27 protein-coding genes, 1 tRNA gene and 6 pseudogenes are annotated in these 25,376 nt (G+C 50.0%); 16 read left to right on the top strand and 18 right to left on the bottom strand.

The window, feature by feature from the left end; genetic code table 11:
* Positions 1-389 precede the first annotated feature (389 nt).
* From P4D80_RS15640 to P4D80_RS15670, 7 genes and pseudogenes are all read left to right on the top strand, one after another.
* Positions 390-1,268: pseudogene (locus tag P4D80_RS15640) on the top strand (nucleoside transporter C-terminal domain-containing protein); the annotation flags it as partial.
* Positions 1,269-1,374: 106 nt separating this feature from the next.
* The gene (locus P4D80_RS15645; protein WP_421654935.1) at positions 1,375-1,740 is read left to right on the top strand and encodes a nucleoside transporter C-terminal domain-containing protein; all 366 of its coding nucleotides are present in this window, start codon (positions 1,375-1,377) and stop codon (positions 1,738-1,740) included.
* Positions 1,741-1,743: 3 nt separating this feature from the next.
* Positions 1,744-2,310 (top strand): hypothetical protein, encoded by a 567-nt coding sequence (locus P4D80_RS15650; protein WP_421654937.1) that lies wholly within the window; start codon positions 1,744-1,746, stop codon positions 2,308-2,310.
* A 384-nt stretch (positions 2,311-2,694) separates the two neighbouring features.
* On the top strand, positions 2,695-2,847 hold the full coding sequence (locus P4D80_RS15655) for a Uma2 family endonuclease (RefSeq protein ID WP_421659544.1): 153 nt from the start codon (positions 2,695-2,697) through the stop codon (positions 2,845-2,847).
* A 33-nt stretch (positions 2,848-2,880) separates the two neighbouring features.
* Positions 2,881-3,087, top strand: coding sequence for a hypothetical protein (locus P4D80_RS15660; RefSeq protein WP_421654938.1), 207 nt, complete (start codon positions 2,881-2,883; stop codon positions 3,085-3,087).
* A gap of 105 nt (positions 3,088-3,192) precedes the next feature.
* The gene (locus P4D80_RS15665) at positions 3,193-3,759 is read left to right on the top strand and encodes a DUF192 domain-containing protein (RefSeq protein ID WP_421654939.1); all 567 of its coding nucleotides are present in this window, start codon (positions 3,193-3,195) and stop codon (positions 3,757-3,759) included.
* Positions 3,760-4,364: 605 nt separating this feature from the next.
* Positions 4,365-4,559 carry a DUF2949 domain-containing protein gene (locus P4D80_RS15670; RefSeq protein ID WP_421654940.1) on the top strand — a complete coding sequence of 65 codons (195 nt, stop codon included), beginning with the start codon at positions 4,365-4,367 and terminating at the stop codon, positions 4,557-4,559.
* A 179-nt stretch (positions 4,560-4,738) separates the two neighbouring features.
* On the opposite strand, the gene P4D80_RS15675 is transcribed toward P4D80_RS15670, so the two are convergent.
* The 5 genes and pseudogenes from P4D80_RS15675 to lpdA form a co-directional block, all read right to left on the bottom strand.
* The gene (locus tag P4D80_RS15675) at positions 4,739-5,893 is read right to left on the bottom strand and encodes a pyridoxal-phosphate-dependent aminotransferase family protein (RefSeq protein WP_421654941.1); all 1,155 of its coding nucleotides are present in this window, start codon (positions 5,891-5,893) and stop codon (positions 4,739-4,741) included.
* A 101-nt stretch (positions 5,894-5,994) separates the two neighbouring features.
* Complete coding sequence (locus tag P4D80_RS15680; protein ID WP_421654942.1) at positions 5,995-7,416, bottom strand: hypothetical protein; 1,422 nt, start codon at positions 7,414-7,416, stop codon at positions 5,995-5,997.
* A 280-nt stretch (positions 7,417-7,696) separates the two neighbouring features.
* On the bottom strand, positions 7,697-7,978 hold the full coding sequence (locus P4D80_RS15685) for a DUF5340 domain-containing protein (RefSeq protein ID WP_421654943.1): 282 nt from the start codon (positions 7,976-7,978) through the stop codon (positions 7,697-7,699).
* Positions 7,979-8,070: 92 nt separating this feature from the next.
* Positions 8,071-8,970, bottom strand: a pseudogene (trpC, locus tag P4D80_RS15690) (indole-3-glycerol phosphate synthase TrpC).
* Between the two features lie 148 nt (positions 8,971-9,118).
* Positions 9,119-10,552 (bottom strand): dihydrolipoyl dehydrogenase, encoded by a 1,434-nt coding sequence (lpdA, locus tag P4D80_RS15695; protein ID WP_421654944.1) that lies wholly within the window; start codon positions 10,550-10,552, stop codon positions 9,119-9,121.
* A 270-nt stretch (positions 10,553-10,822) separates the two neighbouring features.
* Here lpdA and P4D80_RS15700 point away from each other — a divergent pair, with 270 nt between their 5' ends.
* A complete protein-coding gene (locus P4D80_RS15700; protein WP_421654945.1) occupies positions 10,823-11,074 on the top strand; it encodes a hypothetical protein in 252 nt (83 codons plus the stop codon).
* A 50-nt stretch (positions 11,075-11,124) separates the two neighbouring features.
* Here P4D80_RS15700 and P4D80_RS15705 read toward each other — a convergent pair whose 3' ends face one another.
* Together P4D80_RS15705 and P4D80_RS15710 are read right to left on the bottom strand one after the other, a co-directional pair.
* Positions 11,125-11,901, bottom strand: a complete 777-nt coding sequence (locus P4D80_RS15705) for a TrmH family RNA methyltransferase (RefSeq protein ID WP_421654946.1) — start codon at positions 11,899-11,901, stop codon at positions 11,125-11,127.
* A gap of 181 nt (positions 11,902-12,082) precedes the next feature.
* Positions 12,083-12,166 (bottom strand) — tRNA-Leu (locus tag P4D80_RS15710).
* A 215-nt stretch (positions 12,167-12,381) separates the two neighbouring features.
* Here P4D80_RS15710 and murA point away from each other — a divergent pair.
* Positions 12,382-13,743, top strand: a complete 1,362-nt coding sequence (gene murA / locus P4D80_RS15715) for a UDP-N-acetylglucosamine 1-carboxyvinyltransferase (RefSeq protein WP_421659545.1) — start codon at positions 12,382-12,384, stop codon at positions 13,741-13,743.
* A 164-nt stretch (positions 13,744-13,907) separates the two neighbouring features.
* Here the strand turns inward: murA and P4D80_RS15720 are convergent, their stop codons facing one another.
* Positions 13,908-14,027, bottom strand: coding sequence for a transposase (locus P4D80_RS15720; protein WP_421654947.1), 120 nt, complete (start codon positions 14,025-14,027; stop codon positions 13,908-13,910).
* A gap of 108 nt (positions 14,028-14,135) precedes the next feature.
* On the opposite strand from P4D80_RS15720, the gene P4D80_RS15725 reads away from it, so the two are divergent.
* Positions 14,136-14,357 (top strand): hypothetical protein, encoded by a 222-nt coding sequence (locus tag P4D80_RS15725; RefSeq protein ID WP_421654948.1) that lies wholly within the window; start codon positions 14,136-14,138, stop codon positions 14,355-14,357.
* A gap of 323 nt (positions 14,358-14,680) precedes the next feature.
* A complete protein-coding gene (locus P4D80_RS15730; RefSeq protein WP_421659546.1) occupies positions 14,681-14,815 on the top strand; it encodes a transposase in 135 nt (44 codons plus the stop codon).
* A 70-nt stretch (positions 14,816-14,885) separates the two neighbouring features.
* Here P4D80_RS15730 and P4D80_RS15735 read toward each other — a convergent pair whose 3' ends face one another.
* Positions 14,886-15,017, bottom strand: coding sequence for a hypothetical protein (locus P4D80_RS15735; protein WP_421654949.1), 132 nt, complete (start codon positions 15,015-15,017; stop codon positions 14,886-14,888).
* Positions 15,018-15,249: 232 nt separating this feature from the next.
* Between P4D80_RS15735 and P4D80_RS15740 the strand changes: the two genes are divergently transcribed.
* A complete protein-coding gene (locus P4D80_RS15740) occupies positions 15,250-15,393 on the top strand; it encodes a hypothetical protein (protein WP_421654950.1) in 144 nt (47 codons plus the stop codon).
* A gap of 126 nt (positions 15,394-15,519) precedes the next feature.
* Here the strand turns inward: P4D80_RS15740 and P4D80_RS15745 are convergent, their stop codons facing one another.
* Positions 15,520-15,714, bottom strand: a complete 195-nt coding sequence (locus P4D80_RS15745; RefSeq protein ID WP_421654951.1) for a hypothetical protein — start codon at positions 15,712-15,714, stop codon at positions 15,520-15,522.
* 384 nt (positions 15,715-16,098) lie between these two features.
* On the opposite strand from P4D80_RS15745, the gene P4D80_RS15750 reads away from it, so the two are divergent.
* Positions 16,099-16,680, top strand: a complete 582-nt coding sequence (locus tag P4D80_RS15750; RefSeq protein ID WP_421654952.1) for an EfeM/EfeO family lipoprotein — start codon at positions 16,099-16,101, stop codon at positions 16,678-16,680.
* An 11-nt stretch (positions 16,681-16,691) separates the two neighbouring features.
* On the opposite strand, the pseudogene P4D80_RS15755 reads toward P4D80_RS15750, so the two are convergent.
* The 4 genes and pseudogenes from P4D80_RS15755 to P4D80_RS15770 form a co-directional block, all read right to left on the bottom strand.
* Positions 16,692-17,479, bottom strand: a pseudogene (locus P4D80_RS15755) (IS1 family transposase).
* 126 nt (positions 17,480-17,605) lie between these two features.
* Positions 17,606-17,879, bottom strand: a pseudogene (locus P4D80_RS15760) (IS1 family transposase); the annotation flags it as partial.
* A gap of 497 nt (positions 17,880-18,376) precedes the next feature.
* Positions 18,377-19,159: an HAD family hydrolase gene (locus P4D80_RS15765; protein ID WP_421654953.1), complete on the bottom strand. Its 783-nt coding sequence runs from the start codon at positions 19,157-19,159 to the stop codon at positions 18,377-18,379.
* A gap of 479 nt (positions 19,160-19,638) precedes the next feature.
* A pseudogene (locus P4D80_RS15770) lies at positions 19,639-19,809 on the bottom strand (IS1634 family transposase); the annotation flags it as partial.
* A 272-nt stretch (positions 19,810-20,081) separates the two neighbouring features.
* Between P4D80_RS15770 and P4D80_RS15775 the strand changes: the two are divergent.
* Together P4D80_RS15775 and P4D80_RS15780 are read left to right on the top strand one after the other, a co-directional pair.
* Positions 20,082-20,267: pseudogene (locus P4D80_RS15775) on the top strand (transposase); the annotation flags it as partial.
* A gap of 82 nt (positions 20,268-20,349) precedes the next feature.
* Positions 20,350-20,577, top strand: a complete 228-nt coding sequence (locus tag P4D80_RS15780) for an ISAzo13-like element transposase-related protein (RefSeq protein ID WP_421659547.1) — start codon at positions 20,350-20,352, stop codon at positions 20,575-20,577.
* Between the two features lie 59 nt (positions 20,578-20,636).
* Here P4D80_RS15780 and P4D80_RS15785 read toward each other — a convergent pair whose 3' ends face one another.
* From P4D80_RS15785 to P4D80_RS15795, 3 genes are read right to left on the bottom strand one after another with little or no spacing between them, the layout of a single operon-like run.
* On the bottom strand, positions 20,637-21,932 hold the full coding sequence (locus tag P4D80_RS15785) for a flotillin family protein (RefSeq protein ID WP_421654954.1): 1,296 nt from the start codon (positions 21,930-21,932) through the stop codon (positions 20,637-20,639).
* A 38-nt stretch (positions 21,933-21,970) separates the two neighbouring features.
* Positions 21,971-23,362 (bottom strand): flotillin family protein, encoded by a 1,392-nt coding sequence (locus P4D80_RS15790; RefSeq protein ID WP_421654955.1) that lies wholly within the window; start codon positions 23,360-23,362, stop codon positions 21,971-21,973.
* A 44-nt stretch (positions 23,363-23,406) separates the two neighbouring features.
* The gene (locus P4D80_RS15795) at positions 23,407-23,682 is read right to left on the bottom strand and encodes a hypothetical protein (protein ID WP_421654956.1); all 276 of its coding nucleotides are present in this window, start codon (positions 23,680-23,682) and stop codon (positions 23,407-23,409) included.
* A gap of 71 nt (positions 23,683-23,753) precedes the next feature.
* On the opposite strand from P4D80_RS15795, the gene P4D80_RS15800 reads away from it, so the two are divergent.
* Positions 23,754-24,892 (top strand): IS3 family transposase gene (locus P4D80_RS15800; RefSeq protein WP_421654957.1). Its coding sequence is split into 2 segments (ribosomal slippage): positions 23,754-24,009 and positions 24,009-24,892, totalling 1,140 coding nucleotides; the frame shifts between segments, so codons are not numbered across the junction.
* A gap of 54 nt (positions 24,893-24,946) precedes the next feature.
* Here the strand turns inward: P4D80_RS15800 and P4D80_RS15805 are convergent.
* On the bottom strand, positions 24,947-25,354 hold the full coding sequence (locus P4D80_RS15805; protein WP_421654958.1) for a hypothetical protein: 408 nt from the start codon (positions 25,352-25,354) through the stop codon (positions 24,947-24,949).
* Positions 25,355-25,376: the final 22 nt, after the last annotated feature.

Genomic DNA, 25,376 nt, shown 5'->3' on the forward strand with positions numbered 1-25,376 from the left:
ACGGGGCTCCGACTCCTCGAAACCCTGATTCCCTCGCCCCCCTTTCCAGGATTGCCACAAAAAAATTGACATTCCCTCTCCCCATCCCCCCACCTCCCCATCTCCCCATCCGCCCCTCACTCCTCACTTATAGCGGTAGTCATTGTGGTTAGGACGGGGTGCAGGGGTGGAACCCCTGGCTGGGGGCGAAACCCCCACTCCCTCTCTAATTCCAATGTCCTAATGCACCCGCGTAGAGCTATAACAACCAACAACTAACAAAAATGCCCTGGCTCAATCTGCTTTCTCTGGTTGGAATTTTTGCCTTTTGTGGAATTGCCTGGTTAGGGTCTGAGAACGGCTAGACAGTTCCCTGGAAAGTGATTTTCTGGGGAATTGGGCTGCAACTGGTGTTGGGGTTTCTGGTTTTTTGGGTACCGTTTACGCGGGATGCGATCGTGGTGTTGAATGATGTGGCCAATACAGTGCTGGATGCAACGGAAAAGGGAGCCCGATTTGTGTTTGGTTCGGTTCTGGTACCCGATCGCACCAGTGTACCCGGCCCCGTTCTAGCAGGACGGTGGATTGCACGGGCCATTACACCGCCCTATGTACCCGTTCCAGGAGACTATCTCGGCCTCGAAAACATCAATCTCGGTTACATCCTGGCGTTTCGGGCATTGCCCAGTGTCATCTTTTTCTCGGCACTGATGGCGATCTGTTACGCCTTGGGGCTGATTCAACCGATTGTCAACCTGTTTGCCCACCTCTTTCGCCGCACCATGAACCTGAGTGGAGCAGAGTCCCTCAGTGGGGCAGCCAATATTTTTGTGGGCATTGAAGCCACGCTGGTAGTGCGCCCTTATCTGGCCGAAATGACTCGTAGTGAACTTTGTGCCATTCTGACTTCTTGTTTTGGCAGCATTGCCTCAACGGTTCTGGCTGCCTATGCGGGATTTTTGCGCCCTGCCTTTCCCAATATCACCGGGCATCTGGTGTCTGCTTCAATCATGGCGATTCCGGCTTGCTTCGTCATCTCCAAAATTCTGGTTCCAGAAACGGAGGTTCCAAAGATCCTTGGCACCGTGATTGAGGAGAAAACTGAACTAATCAATCCAGATGGAGAACTTTCGGATACAGCTAAATCTTCCTGGCTCAGTCCGATGGAAAGCCTGGTAGTGGGGGCGCTGGATGGGGCGAAGCTGGCAGTCGCGATCGCTGCCCTGTTGATTGCAATTTTGGGTTTAGTAGCGATCATCAACCTGTTCTTTGCCAACCTGGCCTCCCTATCCCTCAGCCAGAACCCTGTACTGCGGAGCATTGGTCAAGTATTTCAGGTCGTCACGCTACAGAATATTGTGGGGGTGCTGTTCATATATTGTGGGGGTGCTGTTCATGCCACTGACATTTCTCACGGGTGTTTCCCTCAACCCGCAGGAACTGTGGCAGGCATCTCGCCTCATCGGCCAGCGCCTTCTGGAAACGGAAATTCCGTCCTACCTCCAACTTGCGGCATTAGCAGATCAGGGATTGATTGGCGATCGCGCCCTCCTGGTGGTTAGCTATGCCCTTTGCGGTTTTGCTCACCTGGCCTCGGTCGGCATTTTTGTGGGCGGTTTGGTGGGGCTTGTTCCCTCTCGCCGCAAGGACATTACTGAACTGGGTTGGAAAGCTCTCTGGGGAGCTACTCTGGCAACCATGATGATTGGTGCCGTTGCTGGACTGTTTGACCTGGGGAACCCTGCCATTATTGGGAAATAAGGTATGAAAACAAGACAATATGGGTTGATAATTTTGGGAATCGTGGTGGTGGTGGCGATCGCAGCCAATCCCATTCTTTCCCCCAGTCCCAGTTTCTCCCAATCCCCCCCCGCGCCCTCTCCTTCCCCTCTCCCCCCTTCCTCTCCTTCTCCACCCCCCTCCCCCCTCCCCTCTCCCACTTCTCCACCTCAGATCCCGCCCACCCTGACTCCACCCCCCATTCCCCCTGCCTCCACGGCTCCTCCTCTTCCTCTGAATGGGGACTACCGCGACCCGGCAGGCCGATTCAAAGTTGGAATTTTGGCAGGGTACAAAGTGAGTCCAGTGGCGGGGTCTGTCCTGGTTAAATCACCCGATGGTCATCTGGCCTATACGGTAACTGCCCAATCTCAACCTGATGGGAACCCGCTTGGCCTCAACCCCGAACTGGATAGTGAAAGCCTGGCGAGAGTTGCAACTACCGTATTTCAGCGAGGCGAAGGATTTCAACCCGGACCAACCCTACTTAAAGCGGGCGGCGGAATTGTGATTAATTGGACGGGCAGCTTGACCGTTGGAGGGCGTTCCTAGCCCGTTGGTGGCGTTATCCTCGTCCGCCCTTCCCAAAACCACATTTTGCTTTTGTTGATTGCGGCGACTCAAACCGGAAGCGAACAGGTTCCCGCAGCGGTGTCTGCCCTTGCCAACAGTTTGCAAGCACTTTGATAGAGTAGAGCAATACTCCTTAGATTGGAACGGGGTGCAGGGGGGAAACCCCTGGCTGGGGGCGAAGCCCCCTCTCTCTCTAATTCCATGTCCTGACGCATCCGCTTAGAGCTATAGTGCTCGCATCAACGCAAATCTGGAGATTTTCGAGGGCCAGATTTTTTTGTGGTCTTAAACACAAAACGCAAACTGCGAAAAAGTTGAGTTGTCTGGAAGGAAGATGGCAAATACCCCAATATCATTGTTGAAATTCTCTCTTCGAAAACGGCTACAACCGATCAAGGGCTGAAAAAGCAAATTTATCAAGACATCTTCCGCACACCTGAATATTTCTGGTTTGATCCTGAAAGCCTTGAACTTAAAGGCTTTGAACTGTTGAGAGGGCAATATCAGGATCTATAGCCTATTCCCCAGGGGTGGCTCTGGAGCCAGCAATTGGAACTTTATCTGGGCGTTCATAGTCAAAAATTGCGTTTCTTTACGGCAGAGGGAGAACTGGTACCAACCCCAGAAGAATTTGCTTTAGCAGAGCAGAGAAAAGTGCAAGAAGCAGAAGCCCAGTTAGAACAGGCAGAAGCGCTCCTTGCTCGCTATCGAGAGCATTTCGGTGAATTGCCAGCTAACGAAAACGGGCAAGTTTAAGTTTGCTAAACCTGTGGTTAATTCTCTATAGGCTATGTTCTATGGATGTTTCTATGGGTATCCCATTTCCACCGTTACGTTTTGAGCATCGATTGAATTGAAAATATGAAGCAGCCTGTGTTTTACAGAATGACCTTCCAGGGAACTTATCAGAAATACCTGATGAGCCTGCTTGTCTTGCAAATTCTTCTGATTGGCTGCACGCCTCCTGTTCCTGCTGTATCTCCCACAGAATCGGCGCAACCTTCTCAGGCTCTACCCTCTACGGAGCAACCGCTTTCGACAGCTTTAGGCCAGGAATTGCCCATTGAAGCAGAGGTCAAAATTGGTGATCAGGTGATTCAACTTGAGGTGGCTAAAACACTGGAACAACAAGCGATTGGGTTAATGTACCGGAAGGAACTGGCAGATAACCGGGGGATGCTGTTTCCCTTTGACTCACCTCGGCTGGTAGGGTTTTGGATGAAGAATTGCCTGATTAACCTGGATATGGTGTTTCTGCGGGATGGAAAAGTGGAGGCCATTTCCATGGACGTGCCACCCTGCACAAAAGAGCCCTGCCCAACTTATGGTCCCGGTGTCCCCATCGATCAAGTGATCGAACTCAGGGGCGGTCGAGCCGACGAATTGGGATTAAAGGTAGGCGATCGCCTGGTTGTGAAGTATTTATAGCCGCCCGTAAGAATTGTTCTGAAATTTACATAATTTCGCATTACTCTTTAACCTTATTTATATACAGATGCGGTAATCTTTCGGGAGGTAGAGTTTCGGGTCTCGGAACTCTTCTATCCTGCCTGATCCGCTAAGTTCTTCCTGTTAGAGCGCTCCTTCTTGAAGTTTGAACGGGGTACAGGGGTTCCATCTCTGCATGGGAGTTTCGCCCTCTCCCTTTTTTCACAAATAGTTGTGAGCGCTATAGGTGACTGGGATTGCCCTGATCTTGATCACAGAAGGTGAAAAGCGAGTCAATAGGCACGTCAATAATGGTGTGAGGCAAAGAGAATATCACAACTTTCACGAAATTTGACAGACCACTAGAACTCAGGTAGAAAAGCTGAAGCTATCTACGGTTCAGGCTTTATGATCTGTAGATTTGCAGATGCGGTGGTTTATCGAGTTTGCTTAATTAGCAATAGCTCTGATGCGGAACCAGCAGTCTTGCAGCTGTTATTATTTTGACACACCACAAGCGGACAGAATAAAGACTGTCACTGTCGCTTAAAATCAAACAATTTAACGATTTCAAAATGGTGTCCTATTAAGGAGGTGAACAGTTCATGGCACCTACAAGGTACAGTCGGTTTATTCGTTTCTTACAAGAAGACCTGGCACTTTCGGCATCTTCGATTGCGATCGCCCTTCGTCATAATGAGCAAGATCCTGGACCATTGCCAATGATCCTCTGGCAATATGGTTTGATTACACTGGAACAGCTTGACCAAATCTATGACTGGTTGGAAAAGACTGCTTGAAGAGGTATCCAGGTATAGGATGCTGTCGATCCAGGAGGCAATGAATGAATGAATCAATGGCAGGCCAGTACGGGCTTAAAGTGTAATCAGATTCTCTGTAAACGACGAGTTCTGGCAACTGAATTATCAAAAGAGCGGGTTGAGTTCAGCCCGCTCTTTTTAATCTCAATTTCGCCTCATTAAGACCTGGCAATTACCCTGGCTGCGGCTGTGATACCTGCCCCTGGGGTAAAGTTTTCGTAACCCAGTTCTTGCAGAGTCACCTCCAGGGCACTGATGGCAGAGAGAATATCGCGATCGCTAACAAACCCTAGATGACCGATACGGAAAATCTTCCCCTTCAGATGATCCTGCCCACCTGCCAGGGCAATATCAAACCGCTTTTTCATCACAGCGCGAACCTGTTCAGCATCAACCTTATCGGGAGCAACTGCTGTAATGGCTGTACTGGCAGCATTATCAGCCGCAAACAGGGGTAAACCAATGGCTTTGATTGCGGCGCGAGTTGCCTGGGTGAGGCGGATGTGACGGGCAAAAATGTTCTCCAGCCCTTCTGCTTTCATCATCTGCAGGGCGGCTTGCAGTGCGAAGAACAAATTGACTGGTGGGGTAAAGGGCGTCGTGTTTTTGGCAGCATCTTTCTTGTACTTGCCCAGATCTAAATAAAAGCGGGGCAGTTTAGCAGTTTCGTAAGCTTTCCACGCTTTAGGGCTGACGACCACAAACCCCAAACCGGGGGGAATCATGTAGCCCTTTTGAGAACCGGAGGCAACCACATCCAACCCCCACTCATCAACGGGTATATTGTAAGCCCCCAGGCTGGTGACGGTATCCACTATCATCAGTGCTTCACCGTGGGCTTTGACATAACGATTAATCGTTTCCAGGTCGTTCAAAACACCTGTTGAAGTTTCGCTGTGAGTCATGATCACAGCCTTGATGGTCTTTTCCTTGTCTGCTTCCAGCCGTGAGCGGAACTGTTCTGGGTCAAGGGCCTGGCCCCACTCTGCGGAAATGACTTCTGTCTGGACTCCGTAAGCTTTGCAAACCTGGGCCCAGCGATCGCCAAACTTACCATTGGTTCCCACCAACACGCGATCGCCTGGACTGAGAAAGTTAATGATGCCCGCCTCCATCGCTCCCGTACCACTTGCTGTTAGAATCAGCACATCGTTCTGGGTCTGGTGCAGCCACTTTAGATTCTGGGTCACCTCCTCCATGATTTTGGAGAAATCGCCGCTACGGTGCCCAATTGGGTGCTTTGCCATAGCCAGCAAAACCTGTTCCGGTACGGGTGTGGGACCGGGAATCATCAACATCAGCTTGTCGTCCATTAGTCTGCCCCTTGTCTCAAAAAGGTTCCATCAAGTTGTGCCAGATCCAGGATTACACAATTCAGCCGTAATGATTGGGGCGATCGCTGATTCTTTAAGGGTTATGATCGCTTTGTTTTGTAGCTGCGGCGACGCATCAAAAATTCCGGCAGGTCTACCTTGGGAGAGGGAGCCAAACTGGGAGATGTCAACTGAGCCGGGCTGGCAGGTTCGGAGATGCCACCAGTCGATGTTTGCATAGCAGCCAGCAATTCGGCAATTTCCACTGGGAGGTTGGAAAATGCCTGTTCCAGCAGGTCTTTAAGTTGCAATGCCCGGTTCTGGTTATTGACATAGCGGTCTTTCCAGTGCTGCACCGCTGTTTCATATTCACTGGCTTGCTGGGCCTGGCGCAAAATCTGCTCCTGCATTTCGTGCGTCTGCCGCTCCAGAGCAATGATACGAGTCTGCTGAAGCTCCCGCTCTTTTTCCAACTCCTGGCAGGCGTGCTGAAGCATGGCCTGGGTGGTTAATTGGCGGGCGATTTCGGTTTCCAATTCTTCGACCTTTGTCTGGGCGATCGCCAATTCCCGTTCAGTCTCAGAATTGGCCTTTTTCTGGTGAGTGTGATGGGTTGACTGGGGACCGTCCACAATCAGCGTTGGCTGGTCTTCTAAATGCTTCCGGGCTTGTTTTAACTCTGCTTCTAACTGGTCGAGGGTTGCCTGGCGGTCGCTCAACGTTTGGGTCAGCTCCTTTACCTGCGCCTGGGCCTGTTCTAGCTGCACTTCTAGCTCAGCCATTCGCGTTCGGGCAGAGAGGGAGGCAGTTTCCAACTCCAGAAGTCGTTGTTGTTGGGTGCCAAAGGCCGATTTGTACTCCGCCAGTTGATGTTCTAAGGATTGTTGATAAATTTGCCCTTCCGCGCGATCGCGGGCAATCTGGTTGCGAAGATTTTCGAGCTCAGCCTGCTGGGTCTGAGCCAGGGTTTCCATCATAGTCAGCAACTCTTGCAGGTTGCGATCTCGTTCCTGATGGTCCGTCTTCTGGTGTTCCAGCGTTTCTTGCTGCTCCGCAAGCTGCCGCTTGAGCCGGACAATTGCTTGCTGCTGAATGTTGGCAATTTCTTCAGTCGAAGCAAGCTGGGTCTCCAGAAACTGCTGGTCAATCATCTGAAGGCGCATTTCGTTTAAGCAGGCCTGGGATTGATCGAGCGCCTGCTCTAGGTGGTGGATGCGCTCAACCTGCCTGTGGGAGAGCGATCGCACCTGCACCAACTCTGCCAGCAGCACGGCCTGTTCTTTTTCCCACACCTGCCGCTGCCGCTCTAATTCCTCCGTTGCCTGTTGCTTCAATTTTTGAATAATTGCCTGAGCCGCCGGGTCTAACTCCCTGGAATCGGTATCCAGTAGGAGATCGAAGCAAAGTTCTAGTTGGGCTGGGGCCTGGGGGGCGATCGCCATCTCTCCCACAACAGTTCTTCGGTCAGAGCATGGGTTCCCCTCTGCCGTCCAGGAATCATGAACAATGTTCGGCTCAGACACTCAGGACCTCCCGGAATGCTGGCTGGCTCACCCCTTCCACAACCAAACCTGATCTACATTAGTAGACTCCGTAGAAGAATGCCGATATTGTAGATTAAATCTAATTGAAACTTTTCTGAACTTCGTTCCCTCAGAAACCCCATTTTTTTACAAAGTTTGAGAAATTTGAGTCAGATCATGGCTATTGAAGTTCCATGGGTACTGGATCCGCAACTTCTTGAGCAGGGTTAACTCCAACCAGTAACGTTTCAGAAAAAAGTCGGGAATTTTGAGTCCTTTTTTAGGGCGTGCTTTCTTGAGACACGCTAGCAATGGTTTGTGTAGCAGGTTGCTCCAGATGCAGGTCATTGAGAGACCAGCGATATTCGATTGGCAGCTTGTGATGTTGGCAACTCTCTTCCAACTGTTTTTGCTGGGCCAGTGCTTTACGGAGGGTGATGATGAGTTGATGCACCTGATCCTGTACAACAGGCTTAGAATTGGCAGCGAACATTGTCTGACGTTCTAAAAGCTGAAGTAGTAATTCGTAATGAATGTGGGACGGGAAGGGGATGGGTTCCATGCAGGCGACCTATTTTGATGGATTAATGAACAACCGGGCTAAACAAGGGGGTAATGAACCAGAGATAACGAGCGATCGCAAACGGTCGAAGTTTAAGAAAGAGCAACAGAAGCTGACAGAAGTTGAGTTAAAGCTTCAGCAGGGTCAGGATGTCGCATGAGGGATTCACCCACCAGCACAGCCTCCGCCCCTGCGTTTGCCACCAACTGCAGATCGGCAGGCGTATGCAACCCTGACTCGCTGACCACCAGAATTTCACGGGCTTGTAGCTGCTCCTGCCGCTGTGCCAGAAGGTCGCAGGTGGTTTGTAAACTAACTGAAAAATTTTGCAGGTTGCGGTTGTTAATCCCCACAAGCGTAACCCCGTCCAGAGAAAGAACCCGATCCAGTTCTTCCAGGGTGTGAACTTCAACCAGTGCCGTCATCTCCAGCGTTTTGGCAATTTTGAGGAAGTACTGCAAGTCTTTATTGGTAAGAATGGCTGCAATGAGCAACACCGCGTCGGCACCGTTGGCTCGCGCCAGATACATCTGGTAGGGATAAAGGATGAAATCTTTACATAGTAGGGGAAGATTGGTGACAGCCCGAATTTTGGAGAGGTTATCAAAGCTACCCTGGAAGAATTTTTGATCGGTCAGAACGGAAAGGCAGGTTGCTCCCCCTCGCTCATAGGCCTAGGCGATCGCCACCGGATCGAAATCTGCCCGAATTATGCCTTTACTGGGGGAAGCTTTTTTGACCTCCGCAATTACAGCAGGTCGAGTTTTACCGTGTTTCAATGCTTCTAAAAAGTTCTCGGGGGGAGGAAGATCGCGCACCTTCTTTTGAAGTTCAACTAACGGCAGGAACTCCCGCATCCGCTCAACTTCACCTTCTTTGTGCCAGACGATTTCCTCCAGAATATGCTGGGGATCGCTACCGGGAACTTTCACTTGGTAGCGTGCTTCCTCAACCGAAACGACTGGATTGGGGGGACGACGACGGATCTCCATTAACCTTGTTTAACTTTGCTAGCCGGACTTGAGTTAGGATGGGTGAATATAACGGTCGCTGGAAAACTGACCTTTCCAAAGGGATTACCATCAAAGCTATTTGATAGCGTAACGCAACAGGAAGAATTTACAGGTGCCAAAGAGTTCGTTAATGCACCCCGATCGCTCGCTTGTAGGCTTCATCCAGGACCTCCGATAGGGTGGGATGGGTGTGAACGAGAAAGGCAAGAGAGTGAACGGATTGGCGCTGGGCAATGGCGCTGGCGGCTTCGCTAATCAAATCTGAAGCATGCAGACCGAAGATGTGAACGCCCAAAACCTCCCCGGTGTCTTTGCGATAAATGACCTTGGCAATGCCCTCGGTTTCGCCTTCGGCGATCGCCTTCGCATTCCCCTTAAAGTAAGTTCGCACCGACGCCACCTCAAATCCTTCCGCCTTTCCCTTCTCCTGGGCGGCAGGTTCCGTCATCCCCACAAAGCCAATTTCAGGGTGGGTAAATGCGGCGGCTGGAATACTCTGGTAATCAACGGTTTGGGGTCTTCCGCAGATATTTTCGACAGCAGCGATTCCTTGAGCCGAAGCGGTGTGTGCCAGCATCATTTTGCCGGTTGCATCTCCAATGGCCCACAGATGAGGAACCGGCTCCCCCCCAGCCAGCACGGCAAGATGATCATTGATGGGAATAAACCCACGCCGATCCATTTCTACACCAACTGAGTCCAGCCCCAGATCTTTTGTGAAGGGAATGCGCCCGGTTGCAATCAAACAAGCATCCACCTCCAGGACTTCTATGGTTTCCTTCGTTTTGGCATCGGCCAGTTCAATCACTACAGGTGAACCGGGGGTTACTTTCTTCGCCAGAACGCCCACTTTGGTCTCAATATCACGGGGCGTAATCAATACCCGCTGTGCCAGTTTGGCAATGTCTGGGTCGAAGCCCGGCATGAGTTGATCGAGTGCCTCAATTAGTGTAATTTCGCAACCCAGCGCTGAATAGACATCGGCAAACTCCAAACCAATGTAGCCACTGCCAACGATCGCAATCCATGGCGGCAGCGACTCTAAGCGAACCGCATCATCGCTGGTAAAGACCGTTTTGTGATCAATCTCGACTCCAGGCGGCACAGAGGGAACCGAACCGGGAGCCAGAATAATGTCCTTTGCGGTGATGGTCTTTTCACCCGCCGCCGTTGTGACAGTCACTTTCTGAACCCCGGCAACCCTGGCCCAACCATGAATCACATCCACACCGAGGCGCTTTAAACTAGCCACCAGTGCCTCTCGCTGTTTCGTGACAATGTTGTTTGCATGATCCGCGATCGCCTGCCGATCAAACTTCACGTCTCCAACCTGGACTCCCAATGCTTTTAGATGTTCGGCATTGCGTAGTTCTCGCACCTTCCCTGATGCGGCCAGCAGTGCCTTTGACGGAATACAGCCGCGATTGACGCAGGTTCCGCCCATGTCTGCTGCTTCAACAATGGCAGTCTTCAATCCACAACTAACGGCGTGAAGTGCGGCTCCATGTCCCCCCACACCGGCTCCAACAATAACCAAATCGTAATCGAATGACTGGCTCACAGCTTTCTCCCGTTAATTCTTCCCTATTTTCGGTTGGAAAGGGGTGATTGGACAACCTCTGGCTTGCGATCGCCTCATTTAAGATGCAGTCATCAGGTCAAGATTGGGCATTCTAGATCACAGGTTTAGGCGCATACCCCTCTCCCTAACCCGAGGCCATTCATTTTAGAGTGTCACAATTAGCCTTCTGGTTTTGATCCAGACGTGTGAAAATCCACTAAAAATACAGCCTGGCTTTTGGAATCCCTAACTTTTTTGGAGTTGAGCACTATGATGAACCAGCGTCAGCGAGAATTGCGTCGTGCCGCAGCCAGGGCTTTTATGGAATCCCTTGACCAACTGCACAATACACTCCAGTCACCGGAAACTCAGCCTGCTCAGCCAGAGCCAGATACCGCCCAACCCAAAGGACTGAAAGCAACCCCACTACTTCAATTTGACCTCAACACCTTTGAACAGGCTGTGGCCGACATTGAAGCGTTTATCGAGAACCAGAAGCAGGGGGAAGGAGAGAGTTGTTAGGGAGTGGAAGTGTAGATGGGTGAAAGGGGCTCTTCTTACCCCCTTCCCCGCTACTGCTCCCGCTGCCGTTTGGCTTCGTACAAGATGAGAGCAGCGGCGATCGCCACATTGAGTGATTCCACCCCTGGACTCAGGGGAATTTTGCAGGTTTCATCAGCTAATGCAGCCAGTTTGGGAGAAAGACCTGCTCCTTCATTGCCCAGCAAGATCAGGGTCGGTCTCCGCAGGTCGAGATGCCAATAGATTTGTGGAGCGGTCGGCAAAGTTGCAATAATCTGCATCCCCTGCCGTTGATAGTGGGATAACTCCTTTGCTAAATCCTGGCTGGATGCCATTGGTACCCGAAACCACTCCCCTGCTGAAGCTCGCAGTACCTTGGGATGGTCGGGATCAACGCTATCAGCACTGAGCAACAGCCCATCTACTCCAACGGCTGCCGCTGTGCGAATCATGGTGCCCAGGTTACCGGGATCCTGGATAGTTTCCAGGATTAGCCCCAAACTTGTGAAGGTGGGACTGGGGGTGACGGTTCGTTCAACTGTGGCTGCCACACCATCAGGTTCGACGGTGGTCGCGATCGCCCGCATCACTTCTGGACTGACAACCTCTACCCGTTGGGCTTGCTGACTTGCCTGCTCCCAAAGCTTAGGATAACGAGTCTGCCATTCGACCGTACAGCAGACGGTGATTAACGGACATCGGGCAGTCAAAGCTGCCTCCAGTAAATGAGTCCCCTCCAGCAAGAAAAGTTGTTGCCGATGGCGCTCCTTTGCCTGATGCAACTTCCGCATCTGCTTAACCAGAGGGTTTTGAAGACTGGTGAGCATATTTGGCCTTGAATTCAAAAGTCAAAATTCGTAACCCAAAACTGTCCTGTCTTTTACTCCTCCCGACCTATTGAAATCTTGTTACAAATTACAGCAAAGGTATAAACAAGTCTTAATAAGACTAAAAAAACAATTGGGCAGACCTTTGCCCAAGCCTGCCCAATTGCCTAAATGAATAATATGCGGAACCCGGGACTTGAACCCGGAAGTCCTTGCGGACACTAGAACCTGAATCTAGCGCGTCTGCCAATTCCGCCAGTTCCGCTCGTGAACAACGAAGCCGTGACTCTTAATCATTCACTAAATTGATGCCCGTGTCAATCTATTTTAGTTTATAAGGTTGCCGATCCTCAGGGGTGATAACCTGACTAGGGGCGATCGCCCATTCCAGGAATTCCTGGACAAACTTAATCTTTCCTGTAGAATCTAAACCAAAACTTTCCAAGTTTTATTTCGTTATCGATTGCGGAGGATAGACCAATTACTCTTTCATCGACCCTACCCAACTCTCCGGCTTCTCCAGAAGAAAGCAACCCCGTTCTACATATTTGGGGTGGTGCCCCATTGAGTGGGCACGTAACCATCAGCGGAGCCAAGAATTCTGCTCTGGTCATTATGGCTGGCGCTTTACTCTGTCCCCAGGAATGTCGAATTCGCAACGTTCCTTCCCTGGTGGATGTGACTCGCATGGGCGAGATCCTGGCATCGCTTGGGGTCAAGCTACAGCAGCAAGCAGACTGCCTGAACATTGATGCTTCCCACATATCCCAATCAAAAGCGCCCTACGAGCTAGTCAGCCAGTTGCGTGCCAGTTTTTTTGTGATTGGTCCCCTGTTGGCACGTCTGGGAGTCGCCAGGATTCCGTTACCAGGAGGTTGTGCGATTGGAGCCCGCCCGGTTGACCTGCACGTGCGTGGATTACAGGCGATGGGGGCAGATGTACAAATTGACCACGGTATGGTCTACGCCAACATTCGAGGAACCAGCAACCGACTTCAGGGAGCCCGCATTTATCTGGATTACCCCAGCGTTGGAGCTACTGAAACGCTGATGATGGCAGCTACTCTGGCCGATGGAGAAACCATCATCGAAAATGCTGCCCAGGAGCCAGAGGTGGTTGACCTGGCAAATTTCTGTCGAGCGATGGGAGCCAAAATCAGGGGCGCGGGCACCAATACCATTATCATTTCCGGTGTGCCTAGTCTGCATTCAACGGACTACTCCATCATTCCTGACCGGGTCGAAGCGGGCACCTTCCTAGTTGCGGGTGCCATTACCCACTCTGAAATTAGCCTGTCCCCCGTTTTGCCCAACCACCTGGCAGCCGTGATTGCCAAGCTGCAAGCCATTGGCGTTCAGGTGCTCTCTGAAGGTCCCAATCGGTTGCGGGTTGTTTCTACTCATCGCCATATTGCAACCGATATTGAAACTCTTCCCTATCCAGGCTTCCCAACGGATATGCAAGCACAATTTATGGCACTTCTGACCCTGAGCGAAGGGGACAGTGTGATTACCGAAACCGTGTTTGAAAACCGCTTGCGCCACGTAGCGGAACTCAGCCGGATGGGGGCAGACATCCGGGTAAAAGGAAATCATGCCATTATCCGAGGAGTTCCCGTATTGTCAGGCGCACCAGTTGTGGCAACTGACCTCCGCGCTTCTGCTGCTCTGGTGCTCGCAGGTCTAGCAGCCCATGGAAAAACCATAATCCAGGGGCTCCATCACCTTGATCGCGGCTATGAAAACCTGGACACCAAACTAAAAAAGCTGGGAGCCCGAATTCAGAGAGTTTATGGCAATGCAGAAACCGATGAACTACTCGCTCCAACAAAAGTGGGATAAGGGGTGAAAAAGGGGTGAGGAGGTGAAAGCTCCTCACCCCTTTTGTTCGAGTTTAACGAACTGGCTATTAATGATGGCCAAATTGGCTTGAGCCTCGCCCCCCTTACTTACCTGCACTTTTTCCACCAAAGCGCTATTGATTTGCTCCCAAAACCTAGTTTGACCTACAACTGGAAGCACCCATAGACCGTCTGCCACGCTAGAAAATCACAGGACAAGTTGCGCCATTTGATGCCGTTATCGGCACGATAATAAATTGCGTTGAGCACGCCTTGTAAGCTCATTCCCGATATTTACTCAGGTGTAATGCATCTCTAAAAAAACTGACTTTTTAAGTGTCTAGTTTTAGAGATGCACCACAACACTATATGGTGGAAGGTCGGATAGAGACGATGACTGACGCACTGGGACGGGTGACTCGTTATAACTACAGCACCAGTCCGATGACCATCTGGATCAACGGTCAGTCCATTCCACTGTTGAATCCCAATGGGCAGTTACGCAGCATCACTGTGGCAAAAGGCACGGCTGAACAGGCGACTCAATGGTTTGGGTATGATGCGGTGGGCAATCAAACGCCCCAGATTGATGAGAATGGCAACCGCACAGTCTAAACTTATGAGTTAAATACAAACAGACTGTTGGAGGTAACTGGAGCGGATCCAGATGACAGTGGTCCTCTCCAGTCACCTAAGACAACTTACACCTATGATGCCAGGGACAATCAGTTGACGGTGACAGATCCGCGTGGGGCATTGCTGAAAAGCAGTATGAATCGAAACGAAATCTCGAGCATACAGTACCTATTTCATACCCAAATTCAGCAACGCCTTTGACCTTTTGGATCAGCGAGGCGGTAATTGAGGCGTAGTTCAATCGGGAGAAAACCGGACGCAAAAGAGCCTCAAACACTAATAGTGACTTGGCAATTGAGTTGATGGCAACCCTGCAATCGTTGGTTGGTTTGCCGTTCCGTCAAACCAAAGGGTTCGTGGAATTGCTGTTTGCTCTGATGGGAGTAGCGATGCGGGTGCCTGACCATAGAACCTTGTCGCGCCGAAGGGAGAATTGAGCATTGACATCCCGATTGTACCTGCTTCAGAAGCTATCCACGTCGTGGTGGATTCTACCGGAGTCAAGGTCTAGGGGGAAGGAGAGTGGAAAACCCGACAACACGGAGTGGGCAAACGCCGCACTTGGCGCAAACTGCCTGTAGGGATCGATGAGGCAACAGGAGAGGTGGTCAGTGCTTTGGTAAGTATAGCGGTAGTCATTGTGGTTAGGACGAGGTGCAGGGGTGGAAATCCCTGGCTGGGGGCGAAGCCCCCACTCCCTCTCTAATTCCAATTTCGTAACGCACCTGCGTAGAGCTATACCAACGATGTCAGTGATGATAAAGGCCCCCCTCATTCCAGAGATGAGAAACTGAGATAGATTCGCAAAAGAGGGCATAAAAAGTGGCAGCAGTAGAGTCGATACCATCGGCGCTCCCTGGCTGAAACCTTCATGTTTCGCTGCAAAACCATCTTTGGTGGAAAATTGCGACGACGCAGTTTTGACCATCAGGCCGTTGAACTATTCCTCCAATGTGCGGCTCTTAATCGCATGATTCAAAATGGTAAGCCTGACAGTTATAAGCTAGAAATCTAGTTTGCAGTTTGAGACGGGAAGCTAAGGCCTTAAAGCTATTCATGCAACAAAGCCCCTTGCTCTCATTGTTTGAGGTCATTTGTCAGTTCGAAAGCGCTCAGAAGATGGTCTGTTGCGGCAGTGGTTTCAGTTTTGTCTGGGATGCCCGGAAGCACCCAGAAGGGTATTGGGTGAGGGCATTAGTTGAGAGGCGATCAGCGAGTCCGAAGACATCCAGGAGATTGTTGGTGAGGCGGAGTTGAGAGGAGATCGGTGAGTGCTCCAGCTAACATGGCAGTGCAGCGGATTGGAGGGGGCGATCGGTGCTGCGTTCCAGTTCATTGGCAACCGCTGACCTTAGTCGTTATGCAGGAGATGTGCACAAGAACAGTGCAAGCTTATTAAGAATAAGTTGCATTAATTTAGTCAACTAATGGCATAATTGGTGCTGCAAGGCTATTAGGTAAAGGAAATCATGAGGATTAGCGTGCGATATATGATGGTGATATCATTGATTCTATTACTTCTATTTGCAAGGCCTTTGGCTGCTCAGCCAAACCCCTACAACGCTCAAGTAAATGCCGGGGTAACATACTTTCGTCAACTTGCCAATGAACAGCTTCTTCTAGCTGAAAATCTGCTATCAGCATTAAAGAGTGGGGATGTGAGTTTAGCAAAGGATGCTTACGTTAAGTCTCGCCCCCCCCTTATGAAGAAATTGAAGTATTGGCAGCTAGTTTCGAAAAGGAAGATGCAGATATAGATGCTCGTCCCTACGCTATTGATGGAGGTGAGACTTCGCCTGAGTTCAAGGGCTTTCATCGTATTGAAGCACTCATCTATCGGGATGGCGACCTTGATGCAGCAGTACCTTACGGTGAGCAACTGGTTGAAAGTGTGAAATCTCTGATTGCAGAACTCAATAAGCCTGAGAACTTCAGTGCGCCTTTGAATTTCAAAGGAATGCTCAGTTTGGCAACAGAAATTCCTGCCAAAAAAATTTCTAGCGAAGAAGAAACTTGGTCTGATCAAAGTTTACTTATCTTTAAACATAATTGGATTGGCATCCATAGTCAGTTCAAGCCTTACGAAGCGATTCTTGATAGAGCTATTGCTGATGAAGTAGAGTCTGCTTACACAGCTTGTTTGCAAACGGTAGAACCTTTCTTCCGCGCGGGACAGGTGGCTGCTACACCTTACAGTTCGTTAACGGTTGAACAGCGTGGAGCCATTGTCAGGGCTAGCTATCGTTATCGAGATGCTCTTTTGAAGGCTAAAACTGCCCTGAGGATTCCCGATCCTGCGTAACGGTAGTGCCATTAGGTAAGGGATGGAGAAAAGTCAGCCCTTTGCTCTCGTTGTAATTTCTCCTGAATCGTCTGATTGTAGGGATGGATGAAGTTCCAAATCGCACCAATGTGATTTTCCCGTTTCTTTGAGAATTTTTCCTGTTTCTTTGAGAATGACAAACTCCGTCGCACTAACTGCGAGTGCGCTGACGCAACGTGTTATTCCATCGTTCAATATGACTGGTTAAACCCGAATCTTTATCCACGGCAAAATGCCGTTTACTCGGCAGTACACTCCCATAGGCCTCCCAATGGTCCGTGTAAATCCGTGCATATTGCCGGTAGTGGCGGGGCAGAGACTGCCACAACACTGGTGCTGATTCAGTAGAACGATCGCCCACATGACACCCAATGATTTCACGACTTGCTCGATCCATCGCGAGCCAGACCCACTGCTTATTGCCTTTTTCATCCACCAATGACCACAACTCATCCATCTGCACTACCGGTCGAGTCGTTGGTTTGGCCACTACTTTTGCTTGCTGAGGTACCTTGGCGTAGCAATCATTCACCTACTGTTGCAACCAACTCTCGGACAATTGCAGCACTCGTGCAATCCCTGCTAGGGGAATGCGTTGATCGAGCAACAGTCGGTCGATCAACGCACAGGTGTCTTTATCTTTCGGTTGCCATTGGGGATTCTCCACAAACTGACGACCCCAATCGCGACACTTGTAGTTCTGTTTGCCTCGACGGGTAGTACCGTTTTTCATGATGTCATCGGAACCGCAGGTCTGGCACAGGAGATACGGCTTCATGATGGATCCGGTCTATCAGTAGGTGCACAATTAGGGTTCATCTACGATAGCCACTCCTAATTTTCTCTGCCCTTTATAAAAGGGCACTACCTCAGATTTCTCATGCCCTGAGGAGATCTCTTTGACTTACGAACGAAGCATCGCTGAAATTGTAGTGAAATAAGCTGGCAGAGGAACTGTTCGATACTTCAGGTAGTGAAGCAGTAAATGAAGTGAACATTCCAGCATCTCAACAGATTTGGAGTAACATAAGGTCTTACGGTGCAGACGCACCAGGTAATGCCGTAACCGAGTGTTCTCCCCCTCCACTTAAGGTCATATAGGTCTTGCTGACAAGGGGGTCGCCTTCCTCAATGAACATCTGATAAACCTTCCAGTCATCAGTGACATAGAAGAGGCACTGACCCTCCCTCCAACATTCCAAACCCCAATTCCGTTGCTTTTGGCATCAACCGTTGAGTGATCGCTGGAAAACTGCAACCACTCATAAATCTTTTCAAATGGTATTTGCGCATCAGGTGGAGTACTGGAACAGACCATTCAACTCTCACAGATGACAGTTATCAGGACAGTTATCAGTATGATGCCAATGGCAATCGACTCAATTATCAAACAGGCATCAATAACCAGTTGTTATCCAATCGCACTTACACCTATATATCTATGATGATAAAGGCAATCTCAAACCCGGAAGGAGATTGCCATAGGTCAGGTGCTGGAGTTTACCTGGGATTATCACGATCGTTCGAAAAACTCATCAATTGGTACTCACTGAGTCGATGAGTTCACCAGGGAGAAAGTACGGATTCACAGATGAAGTTTTGGGCGAAGGTAGTATCGCCGTTGCTTATCCTTCCATCTAGAATAAACCTACAGCACGAAAGAAACTGTTGAATTTCACAGCCAGGTATCAAAGTCCTGGCTAAATTGCTCTATCGAGATTCGATGGATAGTTGGATCTCCTTCTGCAACTTCTCGATCCGTTGGCGTGTTGTAGCCCCAGTCAGCCAGGAATAGAAGCACTCCCTGCAAGTCGGATTGTTTTTGAATAGCCTGCAATGTTTTGAGTCGATCTTCAACAAACCAGAAAACTTCATCCCTGCCGTATTCCAACATCAGTTCTCGCAAAATCTGATGCTTTGGACGCTGCATTTCTTTGCCATAAATGCGGAGATGAGTCAGATCTACACCTTGCTGGTGTAAGAGTTTTTCGATGAATCTCTTTTCTTTAGTGCTGATGATGATGGTATGAATTGGGTTGGATAGTACGATCTTGAGGCGATCAATCACACCGGGATAGCAGCGGTGCTCTGCTAGCCAGCTATCCAGATTGGAAGCTATCCAGCGATCGCGCACCCCATCAACCTCACTCGCTAACCGGGCAGGCTCCAAATTCTCCTTCTGCACAATTTTCTGAGCAATGGCTCCCCAATTCTGCAAAACGTCCTCATCCGAAATGCCTAACTCTATTGCTCGTAATACGACTGGCATTTCCCATCCAGTCTCCACCACTGGACGCAGGCGATAAAATCGCTCCGCTACCCCCTCAGGAGGTGGTTGATCACCTAAATGCCAGAGGTTTCTGTAAGCTTGCCACGCCGTTTGAAAATACTCTTTCAACCCATCGCAAAGAACTCCATCAAAATCAAGTGCAAGGACAGTTGGAAGACTGACTGACATGGTATAGCTCTACGCGGGTGCATTAGGACATTGGAATTAGAGAGGGAGTAGGGGCTTCGCCCCCAGCCAGGGGTTCCACCCCTGCACCCCATCCTAACCATAATGACTACCGCTATAATAATGAATGGACGCTGCTACTAACCTACCGTAAGCAAGAGAAATCGAATAGGGTTGGTCTGGAAAAGGGGAGCGGGATGGGGAGTAAGTAAGAGTGAGGGGGTATTCCCCAATTCGGTGACACCACCACCTCCCAACTTCATCACTAGCTGGTCTAGTATTCTGTTAGTCTAGTATTCTGTCAGGATAGATTTGAAGGGTAGCTCAAATCCATAAGATCCATTTCCAAGGTGTTTTGACAAATCTCTAGATTGCTTGTGACCCAAAAGGGCTATGGGCAGTGCTACACAAGTAATGATTCACCCCACATTCCACATTTCCAACTGGCACAAGAGGAACAAGAGCTGGCACAAGAGGAACAAGAGCAAGTAGTAATACCGACAGGTAGAACCCAAAAACTGGAGAATCCAACTCCGCTCATCCGTTAAATTCACCCCTTGCTTCACCCCATTCAGTCTCACATAGTGGACGGCCATAAAACACTGGAAAATCCAGCGTAAAGTGGGTTGTTGCGTCCCTTGCCCTAGTGGATTCGGCTGGATCTGGGCTACTTTTGTTCAAGATGAGAGTCGCTTTGGACTCAAAACCCTAATTGGACGAGGGATTACAACTGGGGGGGTGAAGCCGATTGGACCATAGCAGCGATTATTCCAAGCATTTTGCTCTATGGAACGGTTAAATTTGGTAGCGGAGAGATTTCCTGGTTGCAATTTTCTCATGTCGATACCCGGTTTTACCAGTGGTTTTTAGAGGCGTTTTCTAAGCTAATCCCAATAGGCTCAACCTTCTTGAAGTCGATAATGGACGGTTTCACACCCGCCAAGATCTTGTGGTCCCAGACAATGTCATTTTGTTGTTGCAACCGCCTTACTCTCCAGAGTTCAATCCGATTGAACGCCTGTGGGAAAACTACAGGGTTGATCTCAAGTGGGCTGCATTCAAAACCCTTGACCCACGCCAAGACAAAGTTGACCAATTGCTAGCTGCGTGAACATGTGAAATCGTTGCTTCTGTCACAGGATACGCTTTCATTCTCGATGCCCTATCTGTAATCCTATTGAAATTGGTATCAAATTGAACACCGCTTGTTCTGTCACATCACGCCCCAACTGGCAAGGACGACCCTTGATCGATTTATCGATTTAGAAACGGTGATTGACTGGACGAGCAACACTATGACTCAAGCAGGCTTAGAGGTTCATGCTCAACTCGATGACAATCACTATCCCACAGGCATTGAGGTTACCGATAAGCAATTCGATGCCATTGTCATTGAGCGGTGTCAATTTCATGGTGAATGAAACTATCGAATTGTGCCGAGAAGGCCTGCTTAGTTACTCAAGTTCTTTTTGTAAGAGTCCTAACTCTGAGAGTCTTCCTGGTTATCATTCAGATTTTGAGTTGGGGCTGGTAATTGTTTGTATGAGGTATCCGATAGGTTCTGGACAACCTGAGCCAGATCAATCCCCGTAGTTTGCTTCAATTGCTCAATGAAGCTGGCGGCTTTGACAGCATTATTCCCCTGGTTGGTATCGACTACAGTGACATTGTGAACGGTAATATCGGGGACGGCGGAGGTGAGGGTCCGCAGTAATGTTTCCAGGCGTTGGAGCAGGAAGATATCACGAGCATTGGCACCCGCCGTTTTCCAGGATTCCGCCAGACGCAGCGTTCCTTCGGCGCGGGCTTTGCCATCCTCAATAATGCGGGCAGCGTTCCCCTGGGCACGGGCGATCGCTTGCTTGCAGTCGGCTTCCGCAGGGGCAATTACATCCGCCTGAAGTTGTTGCTCGACCTGCTTAATCCGTTCTTGCTGAACGGGCACTTCGGCCTGAATACGGGCAAGTTCAGAAGCGATTTCAGCGATCGCTTCGGCAATGACAGCATCTCGTTTCGTCATAGCATCTTTGATGCGGCGATCGGCCTCGGCGCGGGAAATGCCAATATCGCGATCAAGGCGACTGAGTTCAGTAATCTTCTGGTTTTCTGCGGTTTGGATGGCAGATTCGGCCTTGGCTTTGGCTTCGGCGATGCGGGCGTCTCTGAGCAAATCGGCTTGCTGCTTGCGCCCAATAGAGTCGAGATAACGAACATCATCGGAAATGTTCTGAATCTGGAGGGTGTCTAACACTAACCCCAGCTTTTCCAGATCGTCTTCGGCTTCATCCAGCAGACTTTTGGCAAAGGCAATTTTATCTTCATTAACCTGCTCTGGCGTGAGGCTGGCAAGCACACCCCGTAGATTTCCCTCCAGGGTTTCTTTGGCCATCTGTTCAATTTCCTGACGGCTTTTGCCGAGCAGACGCTCGATCGCGTTGTGAATGGCCGGTTCTTCCCCGGCAATTTTGATATTGGCTACCCCTTCAACCGTCAGGGGAATGCCGCCCTTCGAGTAGGCGTTCGCCACCTTCAGGTTGATAATCATGTTGCTTAAATCCATGCGCAATGCCCGCTCCAGCAACGGGATGCGAACGCCACTCCCTCCTTTCACCAGACGGTATCCCACCCGGCGACCGTCCGCCAATTCGCGGGAACCTCCAGCAAAAATCAGAATCTCATTGGGCTGACAAATGTAGTACAGGTTGCGGATAACAAAAACGCCTGCACCGGTACCTACTCCCAAAATGGCTAATAAAGCCACGATCGCCTCAATCATAATGCCTCCAAACCCTTTTCTTACTTGAAAAAAATCCGTTAATGACTATCCTGATGTTCGTTTCGGCGGTTCAACGTTGCCGCCACATCAATGCCCAGGGTTTGATCCACATGTTGCAGAAACTGACGAACAATTTCGGGGTAAACGTTGACTAGCGTTGTCAGTGATTTGCCATTGCCGGTGTCAATCACATTCACCTGCTCTAAATTCATGCGTTTGGGAATCTTCGCCGCTTCCTGAAGTACCATCTCAATTTGCTGGATCAAAAACAGTTCCGAAGCATCCACCCCTGTCTTTTGCCAGACTTTAGATAGCATATCGTTCACCATTGCAGCGGCTTTGGCATTTTCTGCCAGGATTGCTGCCGATCCTCTTGCCTGAAGGGTTTTCGCCTGTTTGTCGGCCTCTGCGGGTAACACCTTATCCGCTTCCAAACGCAGGCGTTCTAGCTCTGCCCGCACGGTCTGGAGTTGTTGTTCAGCTTTGGCTCTAGCTTCTTTTTCAGCAGCGATGGTGCGTTCTTCTTCTGAACGGGCCTGTTGTTCCAGTTCGGCTTTGATTTTGCGAAGTTCGTTTTGCTTTTGCTGAATGATGGCCAGTGCCTGAGACTTCGCAACCTCCGCCTGTTGCTGACACTCGGACACAATTTTTTCAGCCTGACTCAGGGCTTCAGCTTCCGCAATTTCTGCATCTCGCACGATCTGGGCGATGCGCTTCCGTCCGATGGAGCGGAGGTAGTCCATATCGTCTGTGACGCTTTGAATTTTGAGGGTATCCAGTTGCAAGCCGAGTTTGGCGAGGTCACGAGAGACATCCTGGGCGATGCGTTCGGCAAACTGAAGCCGGTCTTCGTTAACCTGTTCAGGTGTAAGGAGCGCCACGACGCCGCGCAGGTTGCCTTCCAGCGTTTCCCGTGCCACAGCGGCAATCTCGGAACGATCGCGTCCCAAAAATCGTTCAATCGCATTACCCACAATTTCTGGATCGCTGGAGATTTTGACATTCGCGATCGCCTGAATATGGAGGGGCGTGCCGCCTTTGGAATAAGCGTTTTTGACCTCTACCGGAACGGGCATCGTGGTCAGATCCATCCGTTCCACCGTTTCCAGAATGGGAATCACAATTGTGCGCCCGCCAAAAATGACCCGATACCCTACCTCCTGGCCATCTTTAGTTCGATGTTTGCGTCCCGACAAAATCATGATCTCATTAGGGTTACAAATTTGCATGAAGCTGTTGATGAACCAGATGAGTAACACCAATCCGAAGAAGGTAAGGGCAAAGGGCAGGGCGGCCGCAAACGACCCCACATCCATTTTTTGGACGGGAGGATATGGCTCAGCGCTCACCTGGGCTATCTGAACCACTACGCCATCTTGTTCGAGTCGGCTAATAAACTTGGGTTCTGTTTTGATCGTTGAGTTATTCATATCAATATCAAGGAATTTGAGAAAAACTCCTATTACGACGAGCCTCATGACTCACGCTCTTCCTTCAAACGTTGAGATCGGTTTTCCCTGGAAACCTCTGAGGATTGGTCGAGATTATCAGTCGAGACAACCCAGAGGCGATTTTGCTCTGTGCTAACAACCAGTACCTGCTCACCCAAACCGAACTCCTTTGCCTCATCGGTGTAGGCAGTAAAATTTACCATTGTGCCCTTCACCAGGAGCCGCACTTTGCCTCGACTCGTCGCATCAAAGGGAAGTTCAACCGTTCCAGTCAACCCTACCAGGTCGCTGGCCCGCACTAGGCTTGAAATGCCCCCAATTTTCGGACAGGAGGCTAAGAGTAGTATCCTTGTTCTTGAGAGGGGCAATTATGGCAGCAAAGCGTCGTCAATACAGCGCAGAATTCAAAGCAAAAGTCGTCCTGCAAGTGCTCAGTGGCGAGAAAACATCGAGCGATTTGTGTCGAGCGCACAAATTGAACGCGAATGTACTGAACCGCTGGCGCAAAGAATTTCTGGAACAAGCACCGAGCATTTTTGAGCGGGGTGAAGCGGGCAGTGAGCAGGAACAGAAGATCGCTGAGCTAGAGCGACTGGTGGGACAGTTGACGGTACAGCTTGAGATTGCAAAAAAAGCATCGAGTTACTTGAGCCTGGACAAAAACGGGAGGCGGTAATGCACTTCAGCCAGACGTATCCCATTGCAACAGTATGTGAGGTGTTGAACTACCCGCGCAGTCAGGTCTACTACGAACCACAGCCTGCAAAAGACGAAATCGAGATCAAAACTGCCATCGTCAAGCTCTGTGGGCAACACCCAACATATGGCTATCGTCGCATCACCGCAATGCTGAAACGACAGGGACATGAGGTCAACCACAAGCGGGTAGCTCGATTGATGCGGGAGTTAGGATTGGCGGGCGAACCTCCGGTCAAGCGAAAACGCACCACCAACAGCAACCACGAATTCAAGCGGTATCCCAACCTGGTAATGAATTTAGCGATCGAGCGACCGGATCAGGTTTGGGTGGGAGATATTACATACATCAGGCTGCAACAGGAGTTTGTGTATTTGGCTGTGTTGATGGATGTGTTTACGCGCAACATTCGGGGTTGGCATTTGGCAAGAAGCATGGATGTGAGCTTAACGATCACTGCCTTGAACAAGGGGCTAGTGAGGGGACGACCGGAAATCCATCATACCGATCAGGGCGTGCAGTATGCGGCAAACGAGTATGTAAGATTGCTGCAACAGCACGGGGTTAAGCTAAGCATGGCGGAAGTGGGGCAGGCATGGCAGAACGGGTATGCAGAGCGACTGATGAGAACGATCAAAGAGGAAGAAGTTGACTTGTCAGAGTATCGCAATTTCACAGAAGCGTATGAACAGATTGAGCAGTTTTTGGAGAATGTATATATGAACAAGAGAATACATTCGTCATTAGGATATCTAACACCAGATGAATATGAAAAGAGATGGCATGAACAACAAAAGAAGAATGTGATATAAAAGAAAAAACTTCCTTAAAGTCTTCGATCTTCTGTCCGAATCTAAGGGTTCACTTCAGCTATTCACCTGTCGCTGTCGGAGTGCCTGAAGGATTCCTGAAATTAATGCTCCACAAAGAATGCCCATTCCGGCAGCGGCGATCGCCACCAACAAGCCTGACAGGAAAAATTGGGATAATACCAGCCCCGTCAGACCAAAGAAGCAAAGACCAAACGTCCAGAACTTGAGGCTTTTGAGAATGCCAATGAAAAACAGCCAGACACTTGACCGATGGGGTTTGAGGAGCCAAGGATTCGCATCTTTGCGATCGCCCGGATCGGTCAGTTCAACATCTGAGTCAATCGACGTGTCGAAGTCAGTATCAAAATGAATATCATAATCGGCTCCATCCAGCCCACCCAGAACCGCAAGCAGGACACCCCCCCCACCAATGGCAAAACAGAACCAATAAATTGACAGCATTCAGAGAGAATCCAGCCAAAAC

This window comes from Leptothermofonsia sp. ETS-13 (assembly GCF_049200465.1).
Classification (GTDB): domain Bacteria; phylum Cyanobacteriota; class Cyanobacteriia; order Leptolyngbyales; family Leptolyngbyaceae; genus Leptothermofonsia.